This window comes from Gillisella taibaishanensis, from assembly GCF_001938985.1.
In the GTDB taxonomy this organism is placed as follows: domain Bacteria; phylum Pseudomonadota; class Alphaproteobacteria; order Rhizobiales; family Rhizobiaceae; genus Allorhizobium; species Allorhizobium taibaishanense.
In genome coordinates this window covers 1-16,290 of record NZ_MKIN01000017.1, presented here as the reverse complement: position 1 = coordinate 16,290, position 16,290 = coordinate 1, and the positions used below count along the sequence as shown (strand labels likewise).

Below are 16,290 nucleotides of genomic sequence, written 5' to 3'. Positions count from 1 at the left end.
GACTTGACTGTCATTGTCATGTATTTCCGGGATCAATTTGAAAGGGTCACAATCCTGTCGAGCGCATTGCCCAACCCTTTGAGCGAGACCGAAAGCGGAATTTCAGGCCCGCCCTCATAGGCATGAACCGTAATTTTAAACGCTTTACCGCTTCTGAGCGCGACGGCTGCCTTATCGGTAAAGCTCAACGACACAAGGCAACCGACTGGAAGGCAGGTGGCGAACCGTGAAGGTTTGCCAGGCGCTGTATCATCGACCGCAAAGGCAACGCCCTTATCCAGATCGAGCCCGAAAGGCAGGATAAGTGTACCTGTCACACTCTTATTAGCGCCTGGCGTCAATTCGATTGCCAGAACCATCTGTCCGCCTTTGCGCGCCTGCCTTTGAAAGGTTGAGCAGATGCGTTTGTCGGATCGTGTCGAACAAGCGAGCGTCCAATCCTCATAGGTCTCTGAAAGAGACGTTGGTGCACTCGAGGGCGCAGTGTTGCTCTCGGCGAATGCTATGGTGGCCGTAAAGATTGCGGCCACCATCACCATTAGAACTCTGACGATGATCATCAGAACCGCACGTCGAGTTTGGCATTGACGCTGTTTGCCGTGTCATTGCTGCCGAACTCGCCGGAATATCCGATGCCGACGGTAGCCCTTTCGCTGATGTTTACATCCAGGCCGACTTCGACAACGGCGGCGTCCTTGGTGAGCGGCGTTCCCGACGCCATAAAGCTCTGGCTGCCGGCAAATCCGAACCGGGCAGACGGATCGGTGTCGCCAAAGGCATGCTGCCAACCGAGCATCCCGCGAGCCGTCGCGATATAGCTGCCCAACATGAAATCGGATGATGCGCGCAGGCCGAGCGTGGTCAGAGTGGTGTCGAGACTATCGCTCGGGCTGGACAGGGCAGCACTCCCACCCCGTTCGGTGAAGGCATCTCTCTGCACGTTGACGTGGGTCAGGTTGGCAAAGGGCTCGAAAGCAACGGAACGGAGATCGATGCGATAGCCAAGCTCGCCAAAGGCCTGGAAGCTGCCGGCATCATAATCGGCCTTGAGATGTTCGCTAAAGCCGGGAAATGCCACAGACCGGTTGGTAGAGACCTGATGCCACGTATAGGTGAGACCCGAGCGGAAGGAAAAACCGCCGTATTGGGCCCCAGCATACATGCCGAGATGGTAGTTGTCGCTATGACCGAAGGAAGAGCGATCCGTGGAGTCGAAGCTGGAATTGCTGTAGCCTCCAAGCACGCCCAGTCTCCACTCTGCAGAAATCGGAGCATCGAGGCCTGCGACAAAGCCCCCCGTCGATGAGTTGAGATCGCCTGAATTGGCATTGCCGTCGATGCTTTTCCAGGTGCCGAAGCCTTGGCCCCAGGCAGTGAACAGAGGCATGTCCTTATAGGCAGTATCGAACCTGTCATCGCCCTCTGCGTAGCCGAGGACTGGCGCCGGCCGGGAACCGACCGTGTTGAAAGATGCCCGCATTCTGTCATTGACCGAATTGCGGACCAACGTGTTGCTGCTGACCAGGGTGCCCATGGCCGAGGCATGGACTTCGCCGGACAGCGCTTCAAACGCGTGGCGTGCTTCGTCCGCGCTCAAAGGCAACAGGCTGTTGTAGAGCGCAAGCGATGGCCCGCTTTGCTGTAGTGTATTCAAAGCCTGAGCCACATGACGCTGGTTTTTGGTCACGGCGACCGAGTCGAACAGACCGGTTGGTGGATTAGTCGGGTTCGTCGGATTGGTTGGATTTGTAGGATTTGTAGGATTAGTCGGGTTCGTTGGCTCAGTAGGATTTGTCGGTTCCGTGGGATTTGTAGGATTGGTGGGGTTGGTGGGATTAGTAGGATTGGTCGGATTCGTTGGTGTTCCCGTATTCTTGACAGCGATGGTCAGATCGACCTCATTGGTCTTCTGAGCCAGCGCAACATCCAGAAACGCCGATTTCGAAACAGCCTGAGCGAAGGATCCGTAAATGCCGCCGGCGGACGTCAGGATCGTATAGGTTTGGCCGCTTTGATAGCTGGTTGCGGCATCGAGAGCCGTAACCTGCACAGATACGTTGTTTGCAATATGTGTCTGCCCCGCGCTATCGACGTAGGTCGGATTATTTTGGGCGTCTGTTCCTGACCATTGCTTCAGTGTCTTGACGACAATTTTGTCGCTTGCGCCATTTCCAGCAATGTCGACATCATAAGCCGACCCTTCGTCAAAATACATTTGGCCGTTCACTGTAAACGTTCCGATGGGATTGTCGGAATTTCCGGGTGAAATCAGCGCGCCCTTGTTCGCCAAGACGCTGCCGACAGCACCTGAACCGATAAGGCGTCCGAATGCGGCGCCGGCGTTGCGATCTCCCCAGATGCTGATATCTGAGGAAAAATACTCACTTCCGAGGAAGTTGTTTCGGATAGCGCCGGTATCCGCCTTCACGTTGAATGTACCGTTCTTGACGACGATATTCGTCTCGTATGCGTAGACCTTGTCGTAGTTGGTAACCCCGGTCCCTAGATTGCTCGCCAGTACCAGTGTGCTGCCACCATCGACAATGATTCCCCCAAGGCTATCGGTCGCTTCGAACTTGCTCAGGTCACCTGTCAGGATGGTTTCGCCCGACAGCGACTTGATGTTGCCGTCACCGGTCAGCGTATTGGCAAAAACATATCCCGACTGCGTGTGATTGAAATTCAGGTACGCCCCCTCGGACGATCCGAAGGAAATCACGGCATCAGGATTGATATAACCTGCCGCCGCAGCGGTTCCGGATCTGGGTTCGCCGCCAAGGGCCAGATCTCCCAGATCGAGCTTGCCACCGATGGTCAAATACCCACCGGACGCCATTGTGATGCCGTTCTTGACGTTCAGGTTAGCACTATCGGCAATGGATATATTCGAGTTCGGTGCGTATCCGCCGTTCACGGTCAACGTGCCATTGACGTCGACGCGGGACTGAGAGCCGGTGACCACGAAATTCTGAAAGCTGCCGGATGTACCGATGTCAAGATCCTGAGCGACGATGGCACCGCCGTCTTCGATACTCGTATTCGCGCCGACCGTTAAGGTGCCAGTGCTCGTTACCTTGGAACCAGCACCGCGAACAACAAATGTCGTATCTCCAGCGACCGTGGAATTTTTGATTTGGCTGGACGGAAGACCACTGAATTCTGCGTCGATCGTGTTGATCGAGCCACCGTTCTCGACAAGCACAGCTCCGGAGTTTGTCACCCGGTCCGCCGTCAAGGTCGAGCCATTTCCAGTCAGATACAGCTGGCTGGTCTCGCCGAAAGAGAAATATTTTGCGTCTACATTGCCGCCGTTCTCGATATTGAGCGTGCTTCCGTAGCCGACGTCTAGATGATTAGCCAATACGTAATTAACTCTAGGGATGATCCACGAAGAGCCGGGACCAGAAACCGTAACCGTACCAGTTCCGGTATTCCCGTGTCCGACATAGCCGTCGGTGCTGTGGACTTTGGCTCCATCAGAAATCGTCAAGCCGATATCTTTGTTATTGTACCCAACATAGAGATCGCCATTGATTGGCCTATCGCTCGTCCAGGTCGTGTTACCGCTATCAAGAACGACGTCTTGCGCCAAACTTACCCCCGAGCACGACACGACCACCGTTACTGCGAAAGACGACAAGGCAAGCGGTTTTGCAAATCGTGGGATGGCATTGGCGAGTATATTTTGCTGTATTAAAATGGCATTGCTGTAGGTCTTTCCAACGTACTTAATCATCGCGTCGCCCCATAATTCATTGAACATTTGGCGCAATATCGTTTTCCACAATAACAATATTGCGCTTACTCACTGTCGACATACTTATGTCGCATTCAGCATAGAATTCGGGGAGGTACCATTAGTGCAGATGTGCTATATACGACATCAGCACAGATAAAACGACACAATGGGTCGTCTCGCGCGCCCATTGGGCGCCCTTGAACAATCAAAAATCGCAGCTGATTGGAAAGACTAAACAGCAGGCGCAGCTATAGGCGTTCAAGAGCCTGCGCGCGTTTGCGAGTCGATATGACGGTATACATGTTGTGGATCACGATTGGCCTTCGTCTTCAAAGGTTGCGAGCCATTCAAGGGAAAATCCTCTAAAGAGCCCCGTTTGACTCTTTCCGCCGCAATGGACTTGAAGCGCTGCAGGAGCAGATGGATCACCCTAGTCGAAATCAAAATTCCGAGTTTCACTGCGACACGAAACAGACGAATTGCAGCGCAGCTATGCAAAAAATCAATATCGCGGCATGAAGCATGACGGCTCCAACCAAGTCGCTGCTTTGCATCAGACACAGAAACGCCCGCGTCATCAGCGGGCGCAAATCGTATTGGGTCTTATGCAGAAAGTGGCTTAACGAGCAACCGACTGGCGCGCGACGCTGTGGATGTCAGCGCGATTAATGCCAAGATCCTGCAGTTCACGGGTGCTCATGCGACCCAGTTCGGTAACGGTCTGACGATACTTGCGCCAGTTATTGAAAGAGCGTGCTACGTTCATGATGATCCCCTTTCCTGAGGTCTCTGGACGTTAGCAACCTTCTCGGTTCCAACGTCGTTTCGATGATTGGAATATAGGCTCTTTCCCATCGATCGATAAGCCACAAGGCATACCGCCTGCTATGCACGCAGAGCATAGGTATCACAACTGGGCGATTGAGCCCCGTGAATGGGTAACGATGCGATCATCCGTTTTGATGTTACGCCTCGTCGCCTTTTGTGTGGGCAAGTAGCCGGTCGCTCGCGTCGCGCAAATGCCTCAGAAAGGCGCGCACGGCGGGATTCGTGTTCCTGCTCGATGGCCAGAGCGCCGCAATAGTCTCGCGTGCCACGGCAAAATCGCTAAGTACCGGGATCAGGTCGCCACGCGCAACATAAGGCGCAGCGATAAAGGAGGCGCTGATGCCGATGCCGCCACCGGCAACCAGTGTTGCGACGACCGCCTCGCTGGAATCAACGACGATTCCCGACGCAGGTATGATTTCGATTTCACGGCCGCTGATCCGGAACGGCCAATGGAAGGCCTGACCACTGCTTTGATAGCGCAGGTTGACCGTGTCGTGCCCGGCTAGGTCGTCAGGATGCGTCGGTGCTCCGTGCTCGGCCAGATAGGTGGGCGAGGCATAGGCACAAAGCCGCAAGGTGCCGAGCCGGCGCGCGAGCAAGCGCGAATCGGCGAGTTCTCCGATCCGAACGGCAATATCGATACCCTCTTCAACGATATCGACCAGCTTGTCGTCGAGCCTGAGGTCGATCCTGACCTTCGGATATGCCGAACGAAACGCCGGCAAACTTGGGGCGATCAGGTGCAGCCCGACGGGAAGCGACGCGGCAACGCGCAAGGCGCCGGCAGGTTCGGCGCGGGCAGCCTTCGCCGCTTGCTCGATCTCTTCCGCATCTCGCAACAGCCTGACGGCGCGCTCATGCAACTCCCGTCCCTCCGGCGTCAGCGCCAGCGAGCGTGTTGTTCGGGTAAAGAGAGACAGCCCGAGCCGTTGCTCCAGGCGCTGAACGCTTTTACTCACAGCCGATGGCGAAATAGACAGCGATCTGGCAGCAGCCGTGAAGCTGCCGAGCGATCCCGCACGGGCAAAGGCGATCAGCCCCGTCAAACGCTCCAGCGCGACCTGTTCCTGCATGACCTTCCTACGTCGTTTGAGAAATTCTGACACAGAGAGCCCGACCGTTTGTGGGCTAGGAATGACTTCATCGCGATCCCCTGATCATGCTCGCACGCCCGGCAGTACCCTCGTCATGCGTGCCAAAGCCAACACATTCATTCCATGATGGCACAAGTAAAACAGCTTTAGGTCCGGTTATCAATCTGATGTGGCAGATCTATCTCGATATCCATTCGCGTCTAAACGATGGAGGTTCCCATGAGCACGATGATGAAAGCGGCCCGTATCCACGCCTTCGGTGGTCCCGAAGTGCTGGTTTACGAAGATGCGCCGAAGCCGGAAATGAAGACAGGTGAAGTGCTCGTCCGCGTTCACGCGATCGGCGTCAATCCTCCCGACTGGTATCTGCGAGACGGCTACAAGATGCTGCCGACGGAATGGCAGCCGAAGGTCACGTTCCCGATCATTCCCGGTACCGATGTCTCGGGCGTTGTCGAAGCTGTCGCAGACGACGTGCATGGCTTTGCCAAGGGGGACGAGGTCTATGCCATGGTCCGCTTTCCCATGGGCCTTGCCGGCGAGAGCAGAGCCTATGCCGAGTATGTTTGCGTTCCCGCAACCGAATTGGCCCTGAAGCCGGCTGGCATAGATCATGTTCATGCCGCCGCTGCGCCCATGTCTCTCCTTACGGCCTGGCAGTTCCTGATCAATCTCGGACATAACGAACCCAACCCGCTGCAGCCGAACCAGCATGTACCGGTGCCGCTCGCGGGCCGGACCGTTCTCGTCAATGGCGCGGCGGGCGGGGTCGGCCATCTTCTCGTGCAACTGGCGAAATGGCGCGGCGCGCATGTCATCGCGGTCGCTTCTGGAGGCCACGACGCCTTCTTGCGCGATCTCGGGGCCGATGACGTTATTGACTACGACAAGACCGCTCCTGAGGACGTCATGCGGGATATAGATCTGGTGGTCGATGCGGTCGGGGGCGCAAGGACAGGGCGGTTCCTCCGGACACTGAAGTCGGGCGGCGCACTTTTTCCAATCTTTCCGCTCGGTTTCGACAATCATGAGGAGGCAGCCAGACTCGGTGTCACCGTGTCGACAACTCAGGTACGGTCCAGCGGTGCGCAACTGGCTGAGATCGCTCCGCTCCTCAACAATGGCACCATTCGTGTCGCCATCGACAGTCGTTACGCACTCAGCGATGTTGGAAAAGCCCATGCGCGCGCTGCGGCTGGCCATATTCGCGGCAAGATCGTGCTCACCACGTTGCAAGAAATTGGCGATGAGCGCTTGGGAAAAAGCCCTTGAGTGCCAACGGTTCAGCCATGATATCAGGTGATCGGATCAATACCCGGCACGGTGGTAATCTCCACCCTGCCCTCATCGGAACAGCTGCGGTGGCGGGAAATCGCATGATCGATCAAGACGCATCAAACGTTCCGAAAGACGTTGGCGCGTCGCACAGGATGTGATGGCTATCGCGACCGGCGCTGGCATCATGGCATCACCCGGAGGCTCAAACCTCAGCCGTAAACATCCCAACGGTATGCTTTACACGCTCGCCGCGGAACGCCTCCCTGATCCGGCCATGACGCTCAAGCTCAGCCAGTCCGTGTAAAGCAGCCCAAAACGTTTCAGTCGCGATTTCAGGGTCGGCGCAGAACGGCTCAACAACTGCCATCATAGCTCCGAACGTGTCACGCAACACCTGCGGCGTGTCGGACTTTGCGAAACGAAGTCCACTTGGAAGAACAAACATTGCCTCATAGAGAGCTGGCCTTTCGAATGCGAAATTGAGGTACGCAGTGGCGACGGCTTCGATAGCCTCTGCTGGGCTGGCGTCCCGGCGCACTGCGGCCCGCAACATCGGCCCAAGTTCTCCAAATCCCTCGAGCGCGACTGCGCCGACAATCGCATCGCGATTTTCGAAATGGGTATACAGAACGGGCTGGCTGTATTCGATCTCCTGCGCAAGGCGTCGAACCGTAACCGAGGCCCAGCCATCACGTTCGGCAATCAGTCTTGCAGCGGCGATAATCCGCTGCTCCCGCTCAGCCCGTTCACGCTCTTTGCGCTCGTTGATACCCATCGTTCTGCCTTCGCTCCGCGATCCAGCGACACTAGCGATCAAGATTCTTCATTGCAATGCTTGACAATATAGCGTTGCTAGATTTAAGTTTGTCGCTATAGAAGTTATCGAAAACCACACTGTTGAGGTCTCTGGTGTCTCCCCTGATATCGTTCTCGCTGAACAATGCTGCGACGCTCGTCGCCGCTGCAGCGTTTCTCTTGGGCAGCGTTGTCAACGCTGCCGCTCGCGCGCCAATCCGTGACGAATTCGTCCGTTACGGGTTCCCATGGTGGTGGTGTTGGGTCACAGCCCTGCTCGAATTGATGACAGGTGCTCTTCTTGTTCTGCGTCCGACATTCGCGATTGGAGTGGCGCTCGGGGCTTGCATCATGGTGACCGCAATTGTCGCTATCATTCGAGCGAGAGACTTCCGTCATATCCCGCCGCCAGCAGCATTCCTGCTTGTTTTGCTGATCGCTGCTGCGGTCCAGTTCTCATAGCTTCGACCGCATAATCCGTCTCATCCATCAAACCGCAACACTCTGAACCACGTCGAATTTCGTCGACGCGGCGCAGAATCACGGCCCAAGGAGCCTATTATGACCACATCCAATCCATCCACAGACGTCGTCGTCGTATATCATTCAGGTTACGGCCATACCCACCGTATGGCGCAAGCCGTTGCCGAAGGAGCCAGAGGGGCGCTGCTCGCTATCGATGCGGAGGGCAACCTTTCCGAAGAGGCGTGGGCGGCGCTTGATGCTGCGGACGCTATCATCTTCGGTGCACCGACATACATGGGCGGACCGAGTTGGCAGTTTAAGAAGTTCGCCGACGCGTCCTCCAAACCATGGTTTTCGGCAAAATGGCAGGACAAAGTGTTCGGTGGCTTTACCAATAGCGCCAGCCTGAACGGCGACAAACTGAACACCTTGCAGTATTTCGCTCTTCTTGCAGGACAGCATGGCGGCCTTTGGGTCAGTCTGGCCATCAAACCATCGAATACGAAGTCGTCAATGCGGGACGATGTCAATCGAATGGGTTCGTATATCGGCCCGATGGCGCAGTCGGACGCCGACGCGGCACCTGAAGAGATGTCTGTTGGTGATCTTGAAACTGCCCGTCTCTACGGAGTGAGAGTTGCTGACATGGCGCGACCGCACAAATCAACTGAACGAGTATGATTTGCATGGCACGCTGATCTGAGAGCATCCTTCCGCGTCATGGCGCGGAAGGTTTTGACCTGTAGCGTCAGTGACCGCCAGGAGCCAATGCCCGGGTAGCATAACCGCGAAATTCGTTCAGGCACGTCACCAATAACGATAGAATGAATCATCGGACAGACTTGGAGATCAAAAGGGCGGCGGCCCATCTCATTAACGCGCTCCATTCTGCCACCGTTCTACGCTTTCTGCATTTGCCTGACAAAATCGATAAAGGCGCGCAAAGGTGCAGGTACCAGACGCCGACCGGGATAATAGAGGAACGGACCAGAAAACTGCTGCCACCATTCTTCCATCACCGGGACAAGATCTCCTTTATCGAAGTGCGGCCTTAGCCAGTCCTCGAACAGATATACCATTCCGGAACCAGCAATTGCAGCGTCGATGCCGAGATCGGTGCCTCCACCGAATTGCACGATGAGGCCGCCCTTGGGATTGATCACGACCTCTTCCCCATCACGCTCGAATTCCCAGGCCGGAACGGCGCGCCCCGAAAATCGCCCGAGAATGCAATCATGCGCGAGCAAGTCGCGCGGGTGTTTCGGGCTGCCCCTTGTCGCAAGGTAGGAAGGCGACGCGGCGAGAGCAAAGCGCTGCCGGCGTGGGCCGATCGGCAAAGCCACCATGTCCTGCTCGAGGCGCTCGTCGTAACGGATGCCGGCATCGCAACCGCTCTGGATAATGTCCACGAAATTCTCATCGGTCACGATTTCCAGTCTTATCTCGGGGTATGCCTTCAGAAATGGTGGCACGATCGGCGGCAGGATCAGCCGCGCCGCGCTCATTGGAACATTCAGTCGAAGTTCGCCTGCGGTGCGGCCGCGACTGCTTTTTACTTCATCGAGCGCCGATGCAACTTCGGCAAAGGCAGGCCCGAGACGCTCCAGCAATAGGCGCCCCGCGTCCGTCGGAAGCACGCTTCGGGTCGTTCTGTTCAGCAGTCTTACGCCGAGATCGTCCTCCAGCCGTTTGACGGCGTCGCTCAACGCCGACGAACTCAAGCCACTTGCGCGCGCTGCCTGCCGAAAACCTCTGGATCGAGCCACCAGCAAAAACGCATTAACATCGGTTAGATCCGACACCTTGCTCTCCAAATACTGAAACGACTGTCCGCTTTGACGGACAAGTTGTCCGGATTATAGGCGCTTGTGGCATATATGCCAGTCATCTACTTTTAGTGACAAAAGGAGATGAGCCATGAGAACTATTGAAAATTCGGGGACCTTCAAACTCGGCGATCGTGCAGTGCGCCGGTTGGGTTATGGCGCGATGCAGCTTGCTGGCAAGGGCGTATTTGGCCCACCGCGCGATCGTCCAGAGGCCATTGCGGTTTTACGCGAGGCAGTGGACAGCGGTGTTAATCACATCGACACCAGCGACTTCTACGGCCCGCATGTCACGAACGAAATCATACGTGAGGCGCTGCATCCCTACGGCAGCGAGTTGGTGATCGTCACAAAAGTCGGCGCGGTCAGGGGAGCCGACGCCTCGTGGAATCCTGCATTTTCGCGCGAGCAACTAACACAGGCTGTCCATGACAACCTCCGCAATCTCGGCCTCGATGTGCTCGAGGTGGTGAACCTACGCGCCATGTTCGATGTGCACGGTCCCGCGGAAGGCTCGCTGGACGAGCCGCTTCAGGTTCTGGCAGACTTGAAGCAGCAGGGTCTGATCCGGCATATAGGGCTTTCCAACGTCACTCGGAGGCAGATTGAAGATGCCGAGAAGATCACCGAAATCGCCTGCGTACAGAACCAGTACAATCTCGCTCATCGCGAAGATGATGCATTGATCGACGCACTTGCATCTCGAGGCGTTGCCTATGTGCCGTTCTTTCCTCTCGGCGGCTTCTCCCCACTGCAATCCTCAACCTTGTCGGGCGTGGCGGCGCAGCTTGGTGCCACGCCGATGCAGGTGGCGCTCGCTTGGCTTCTTCAGCGATCACCCAACATTCTTTTGATTCCCGGCACCTCGTCACGGGGCCATCTCAGGGAGAACCTCGCATCGGCCCAGATCGAGCTCTCCTCGCAAGCCCTGTCGGAGTTGGAGGAAGTCGCAGCTTGATGCCACTTGAAGTGCTGCCACGCCAGGACGAGCTATTCTCTTTCCGGCGTGGCAGCACAAGACGTTACCAATCCTCCCCCTAATCGTCGCCGCTTCCGGGAGACGCAGCAATTGCGCGCGATCTGTTCCTGAAAGATGCGCCATGGTAAGATCGCCACGACAAATCGATCCGCAGAATCGTCGTCGGCTGATGATGCCGTTGGTGGACACTTTGCTGGTGGGATGATCATGAAAAGGTCTGTCATCAAAGATCATAAGGCAACATACCCGGACCCAATCGCATTCAAAGCGGGCGACATCGTCACACTATCTGGAAGAACGGATATATGGGATGGACACACTTGGCTCTGGGCACAAGGCCCGGACGGCAAGGTTGGATGGATACCAGACTCTTTCCTAAGCTCCAGCGATGGGACAACGCGAGCCGTCCGCCAATACCAAGCCACCGAGCTTACATGCCGAAAAGGAGACATTCTGCTCGTCATCGAAGAAGCGCACGGATGGGCATGGTGCAAGGCAGACAATAACCAGCAAGGCTGGGTACCTTTGCAGAACCTTTCGCCCATAGAATCCGGCAAAGTATTCCCTCACCTAAAGCCCGAGGAATTATAGCCGGGTTTGACGCGATGCATGAGCGCTTCGCGACGGTATCCAGACAGACTTGCCTGCGAATGCCCGGCCACTATCTCAATTGTAGGCTTTGTAGAGGAGGTCGCCTACATGAAGATCGGTAGACGCATTTTTCTTGCAGGATCAGCAGTCTCAATCATGGCACCTGGTATCAGGGCCGCCGAGCCGGAAAACGCAGTGTTCTGGCGAGCGGTTTTCCCCAACCATGATCTCGCCCTCTTCGGCTATGTCCGTATCCGCGCTGATCTCGTCCCTGACATTTATAGCCAAGGTAAAACCCTTGTCTCCCAATCTAGCGCGCTGTTGCTCGATATGAGCCCGGACGTCAAAATGCCGACCGTCAACATCGAGCGGAACCAGACCGAGCCAGTGCTCAACAAACTCTCACCATCGACGCAGCCGGAATTTCGAGAAGTGATGAAGACATTGGTGCCTGAGGGTGAAATCGCACGGCTGGCAGGATTTACTGCCAGCATTTTTTTGTGTGGCGAAGGTCAACATCCATTTACGCCACAGGAGCCCAGTATCGGATTTGCACTCGTAAAATATGCGCAAGAAGCCGGGCGACCCATGACAACGCTTGCATCGGATCAGGAAGTTGTATCGTTGAGCAAGCCGATCACAACCGAAAAGTTTAATGCGGTGGGGCCATCAACCATCGAATATCTTCTTCAATTGCGGCGACGCATCGGTCCGATCGGAGCCCATTTCGATGAACTCTATCGCACCCGCCAAAGCGCCGAGATTGCCAGGCTGGCGCAGGAAATGACCAATAATGGTGTGCTTTCACCAACGAACTTTCTCGATCCACAGCCCCTGCGGAAGCTCCTCATAGATCGATTGGCCAACCAGGCATCAGGCACAAATGCTTTCGTGACGATGCCCCGTGGTCTTCTATCAGGCCCGATGAGTATTTTAGACGAACTTCGCAGTCGCGGTGCAACCGTGTCGGCCATGGCCTGAGGCGTATCGGGATCTGCGTGTCACTCCGCCGCAAACACCCTTCCAGCGGTCGGGCGCAGCGTCACCAGGCTGAACAGCACCACCATGATCGAACAGAGACCAATGCCAGCGATCATCGGCAGTGACGTGCCGTCAAAGAACAGCGACACCACTGCAGTCACTGCAGACGCAGCAACAAATTGTAGTGTTCCCATCAAAGCAGACGCAGTACCTGCGATGCGACCGTGTGCCTCGAGCGCGAGGACGGCTGAGGAGGGTACGACGAGGCCAAGAAAACCATAGCCCGCGAGAAGCAGCACCGTCATCACGACGAAATTGTCGATGCCGGCAAGACGCGTACCCAGAAGCATGACCATCATGGATGCATAGAGCAAGGCGGCAGTTCGAACGACCCGGCGCAGACCGTAGCGTTTCGCAAGCCTCGCATTCATCTGCGAGAAGACGAAAAACGGAATGGCATTCAAGGCAAACATGACGCCATAGGCCGAAGGCGACAGCTGGAAATGCTCGATGATCACGAAGGACGAGTTCGAGACATAAACCATGTAGCTCGACATGCCGAAGGCAGCAATGCCAACGATGCCCATGAAATACGTATCGGTCAGAAGATGGCCGTAGTTGCGGAACGCTCCTGACAGACTGCTTTCAAGCCTCTTCTCACGCGTGCGTGTCTCATTCAGAACAAATGTCACGAGGAAGACACCGAGTAGGCCGAACGCTGTCAGCACCCAGAAGATATCTCGCCAAGTTGCCACCGACACGATGAAACTGCCGGCCAGCGGAGCAAGCAGCGGCGAAATACTAAAGACAAGCATCAGAAGCGACATCAGCCGCGCAGCCTCTGGCCCTGTATGAAGGTCGCGAACGATAGCCCGAGCGATGACCGCGCCCGCCCCTGCTCCCAAGCCTTGGATGAAACGGAAGGCGATCAGAGCATGGACGCTCGGAGCAAGCGCGCAGCCGACCGCCCCAATCACGTAGATGGTCATCCCGGCAATCAGCGGCGGGCGACGACCGAACATGTCGGACATTGAGCCGTATACGATTTGAGCAATTGCCATGGCGACGAAATAGGAGGTGAGGCTCAACTGCATCGTGCTCCCATCCGTATGGAAGTCCTTCGCGATCGACGGCAGCGATGGCAGATATATATCCAGCGCCGACACGCCGACAGCTGATAAAAACCCCAGAATCAGCGCATAATAAAGCGTCGAGGACTTCATCTGATTTCTCCAATTCTTTGGGGGTAGACGGGCCGCATTGGGAAGACGCTGGCCAATGTGTTCATGCCGGGGATGCTTTTAGACACTAATGTCCAATTGGACAAGACTGTCCAACTTGAATTTTTTTGATGAAGGGATTACTTCGGATTTATGAGCAACCAAGTGACCGAACAGCCAGACCTTGCCAAATCCAAGCGCCAACGCATCATAGAGGCGGCTGCCACGGTCTTCTGTCAAGATGGCTACACCGGCGCGAGTATTGATGCTGTGGCAACGAAGGCTGGGGTATCGCGGCAGACGATCTACAATCATGTCGGAGACAAAGATGGTCTCTTCAAGGAGGTCGTTGCGGCTCTCACCGACAAAGCAGCGGCCAAGTTCAACGACCTGATGGAGACCTTTCCGACCAAACCGGTCGACCTCGAAGCAGAGGTGATCGCCTTCTCTGCCCGTTTCCTCAATCAGTTGACCCAGGACAAGACGAGCCGCTGGCTTCTGCGCCTGGCTGAAAATGAAGGTGGTCGCTATCCGGACTTGTTCACCGTCTGGCGCGAATACGGATCTGGCCGAAAGCGCTCGGTCGTCGCAGCGCATCTTTCTGAGCTGGCCCTTGAAGGGCATCTCGAATTTGACGATCCGGTTCTTGCTGCGCGTCAATATATGGCGCTTTTGACAGCCGAGTGGCGGGCGGAGTTTCAGCTGGGCCGATTCCCAAGCGAAGAAGAATGCGTCCGCATGGCAGAGCGGGCAGCAAAGACGTTCTTACGCGCCTTCGCTCGGCGGCGCTAAAAGCGCGGCTCAGTCCACACTACCAGTGGCGTCTACGGCGCATCAAGGCAGGTCAAGCGAAGGCTTCCACTGCACAATCGTGCGGATCACATGAAGGCCGATGGCGAGCGCCTCGACCACAGCATTGAAAATAGCGACCGCACCACAACCATACCAGTTCTCGCAGGCTTTGAGGCTATCGAATGGCTTCCGAGAAGCTCCCACCTCTCGTGCCAGGCTCGACTACCAGCCAACTATGCACCTTCAGCCCAATGTAGCCTATCAATATTTGAGAGACCAGCGTGTCGGCGCCACAGCCTCGAATCGAGCCGCGCTGAAATCATGCAGGCACTGGAAAACATCTTCACCCTTCCCGCAATAGTCTCGGGTACGGCTTTTCGACATTCGATAAAGGCACCCATGGCGCGCGAAGACGAGGTCGCCTCCGTCCCAATCTGCCCAGTTACACTCGGTCAGGTCCACGAGCACGAGCCCGTCCCGGTCAACGACCCGGTGATCGATGTCATACCATTGCCGATTTTGGCGACCGATAGCATTCAGTATCATTTGCAGCCGCCAGCCATTCGGACCAGGTTTTTCCGAGATCTGGGGTTTGCTGAAGTCAACGAGCGTCGTCGCATTCAAGCCACCAAGATGCCACTCACCTGGTTCGACCGACCGCCATCCGTCGCGCTCGCGCATCATTCCGTTGATGGGATCATCCTCTCCACGCCCCGATAGCTCGCCACAGGGTTTTACTCGTATGCTTGGCTTTAGCGAAAATCCATCAGCGAGTTCGACGTTGTCCCGTTCAAACGAGTGATTCAAAAGCAGGGTGTCTTCGCCCTCGAACACACCGCCGCCGCCCCAGGCATTGCCTTTCGGCCAAAGTGCCAATGCCGTGAAGAAAGGAGGTTTCGAGATGGCTGTCCAACTTCCATAAGGGGGACGGTTGGTCGCGGCGAAATAGACCAACAATCGCCCCGATGGCGAAAGGTCACAGCGTCGCTCGTAGACGCGTCCCTTCAACCACTGCCCGTGCTCAAAGGTATCGTCGCGCAGGTCCCAACGAATAAGCTGTACCTGCCTGCTCGGTCCCCGACGGAATATAACTCCCGTCCTCGCGTCCCGGGCGATGATACCATAGAGGCTTGTTGCTGAGGTCGTTTTGTCGTGAAGATCTTCACCCGTTGCGGAACTTCGTTCTTGCCCGGCCAATGAACGCGCTCCCTCGTACTTCCCGTCCAATGAGCAATTTTACGGACGTTAACCAATATATTGATAGCGACAACAGTTAAGCATCGATAAAGTCGCAAATCAAAGTCATCGGCAGATCGGCCGCAACCCTGCGCTGACGCATTGCCTCGGCCTTTCAAGCTTGCGGCTTACGGAGCATCCGCCATTCCAAACTATTTCTGTGACAGTGCGGAGGAACCTTTGCCCGACAAAGCAGTCACTCCGCTCTAATCTCCTAACCGAAAATCTCCGAGCATTAGGCTCAGGCGCGCGCCACGAAATCAGCTATTGAGACCTTGACCTTTCGGGAAGCCAACCTATTCTCGTCATCAATGGCGCGTTTGAGACATAATTCTCCGCCAAAGATATTGCTTTCGCATTTTATGACGTGATTTGGCGATTTTGTGGGGGGCATCCATGGACGACATTCTGTCGCCGACCGACTTCATCCAGGCGAGCCGTGTGTTGAGACTGTCGTCACCTC

Annotated in this window: 16 protein-coding genes; 7 read left to right on the top strand and 9 right to left on the bottom strand. The window is 56.0% G+C overall.

Features of this window, described 5'->3' with window-relative positions; translation table 11 throughout:
- Positions 1-32 precede the first annotated feature (32 nt).
- The 4 genes from BJF91_RS01720 to BJF91_RS01705 form a co-directional block, all read right to left on the bottom strand.
- Positions 33-560: an invasion associated locus B family protein gene (locus BJF91_RS01720; protein WP_075612769.1), complete on the bottom strand. Its 528-nt coding sequence runs from the start codon at positions 558-560 to the stop codon at positions 33-35.
- Positions 560-3,763, bottom strand: coding sequence for an autotransporter domain-containing protein (locus BJF91_RS01715; RefSeq protein ID WP_075612768.1), 3,204 nt, complete (start codon positions 3,761-3,763; stop codon positions 560-562). Before BJF91_RS01715 ends, BJF91_RS01720 begins: the two co-directional genes overlap by 1 nt.
- Before the next feature lie 595 nt (positions 3,764-4,358).
- Positions 4,359-4,505 (bottom strand): DUF1127 domain-containing protein, encoded by a 147-nt coding sequence (locus BJF91_RS01710; protein ID WP_070149052.1) that lies wholly within the window; start codon positions 4,503-4,505, stop codon positions 4,359-4,361.
- Between the two features lie 199 nt (positions 4,506-4,704).
- On the bottom strand, positions 4,705-5,643 hold the full coding sequence (locus BJF91_RS01705) for a LysR family transcriptional regulator (RefSeq protein WP_075612767.1): 939 nt from the start codon (positions 5,641-5,643) through the stop codon (positions 4,705-4,707).
- A gap of 240 nt (positions 5,644-5,883) precedes the next feature.
- On the opposite strand from BJF91_RS01705, the gene BJF91_RS01700 reads away from it, so the two are divergent.
- Positions 5,884-6,936, top strand: a complete 1,053-nt coding sequence (locus BJF91_RS01700; RefSeq protein ID WP_075612766.1) for an NADP-dependent oxidoreductase — start codon at positions 5,884-5,886, stop codon at positions 6,934-6,936.
- Between the two features lie 208 nt (positions 6,937-7,144).
- Here the strand turns inward: BJF91_RS01700 and BJF91_RS01695 are convergent, their stop codons facing one another.
- Positions 7,145-7,717: a TetR/AcrR family transcriptional regulator gene (locus BJF91_RS01695; RefSeq protein ID WP_075612765.1), complete on the bottom strand. Its 573-nt coding sequence runs from the start codon at positions 7,715-7,717 to the stop codon at positions 7,145-7,147.
- Between the two features lie 134 nt (positions 7,718-7,851).
- On the opposite strand from BJF91_RS01695, the gene BJF91_RS01690 reads away from it, so the two are divergent.
- Together BJF91_RS01690 and BJF91_RS01685 are read left to right on the top strand one after the other, a co-directional pair.
- Positions 7,852-8,199 (top strand): DoxX family protein, encoded by a 348-nt coding sequence (locus BJF91_RS01690; RefSeq protein ID WP_075612865.1) that lies wholly within the window; start codon positions 7,852-7,854, stop codon positions 8,197-8,199.
- Positions 8,200-8,298: 99 nt separating this feature from the next.
- The gene (locus tag BJF91_RS01685) at positions 8,299-8,883 is read left to right on the top strand and encodes a flavodoxin family protein (protein WP_075612764.1); all 585 of its coding nucleotides are present in this window, start codon (positions 8,299-8,301) and stop codon (positions 8,881-8,883) included.
- 218 nt (positions 8,884-9,101) lie between these two features.
- Here BJF91_RS01685 and BJF91_RS01680 read toward each other — a convergent pair whose 3' ends face one another.
- Complete coding sequence (locus BJF91_RS01680) at positions 9,102-10,016, bottom strand: LysR family transcriptional regulator (protein WP_210289124.1); 915 nt, start codon at positions 10,014-10,016, stop codon at positions 9,102-9,104.
- A gap of 103 nt (positions 10,017-10,119) precedes the next feature.
- Between BJF91_RS01680 and BJF91_RS01675 the strand changes: the two genes are divergently transcribed.
- From BJF91_RS01675 to BJF91_RS01665, 3 genes are all read left to right on the top strand, one after another.
- Positions 10,120-10,986: an aldo/keto reductase family oxidoreductase gene (locus BJF91_RS01675; RefSeq protein ID WP_075612762.1), complete on the top strand. Its 867-nt coding sequence runs from the start codon at positions 10,120-10,122 to the stop codon at positions 10,984-10,986.
- Positions 10,987-11,121: 135 nt separating this feature from the next.
- Complete coding sequence (locus tag BJF91_RS01670; RefSeq protein WP_324615699.1) at positions 11,122-11,598, top strand: SH3 domain-containing protein; 477 nt, start codon at positions 11,122-11,124, stop codon at positions 11,596-11,598.
- Between the two features lie 108 nt (positions 11,599-11,706).
- Positions 11,707-12,579 carry a hypothetical protein gene (locus BJF91_RS01665; protein ID WP_075612761.1) on the top strand — a complete coding sequence of 291 codons (873 nt, stop codon included), beginning with the start codon at positions 11,707-11,709 and terminating at the stop codon, positions 12,577-12,579.
- A 20-nt stretch (positions 12,580-12,599) separates the two neighbouring features.
- On the opposite strand, the gene BJF91_RS01660 is transcribed toward BJF91_RS01665, so the two are convergent.
- Positions 12,600-13,802, bottom strand: a complete 1,203-nt coding sequence (locus BJF91_RS01660) for a multidrug effflux MFS transporter (RefSeq protein ID WP_075612760.1) — start codon at positions 13,800-13,802, stop codon at positions 12,600-12,602.
- 150 nt (positions 13,803-13,952) lie between these two features.
- Between BJF91_RS01660 and BJF91_RS01655 the strand changes: the two genes are divergently transcribed.
- Complete coding sequence (locus BJF91_RS01655) at positions 13,953-14,591, top strand: TetR/AcrR family transcriptional regulator (RefSeq protein WP_075612759.1); 639 nt, start codon at positions 13,953-13,955, stop codon at positions 14,589-14,591.
- Positions 14,592-14,633: 42 nt separating this feature from the next.
- Here BJF91_RS01655 and BJF91_RS24930 read toward each other — a convergent pair whose 3' ends face one another.
- Positions 14,634-14,795: a hypothetical protein gene (locus BJF91_RS24930; protein ID WP_162843820.1), complete on the bottom strand. Its 162-nt coding sequence runs from the start codon at positions 14,793-14,795 to the stop codon at positions 14,634-14,636.
- A gap of 57 nt (positions 14,796-14,852) precedes the next feature.
- The gene (locus BJF91_RS01650) at positions 14,853-15,788 is read right to left on the bottom strand and encodes a hypothetical protein (protein WP_083943041.1); all 936 of its coding nucleotides are present in this window, start codon (positions 15,786-15,788) and stop codon (positions 14,853-14,855) included.
- Positions 15,789-16,290: the final 502 nt, after the last annotated feature.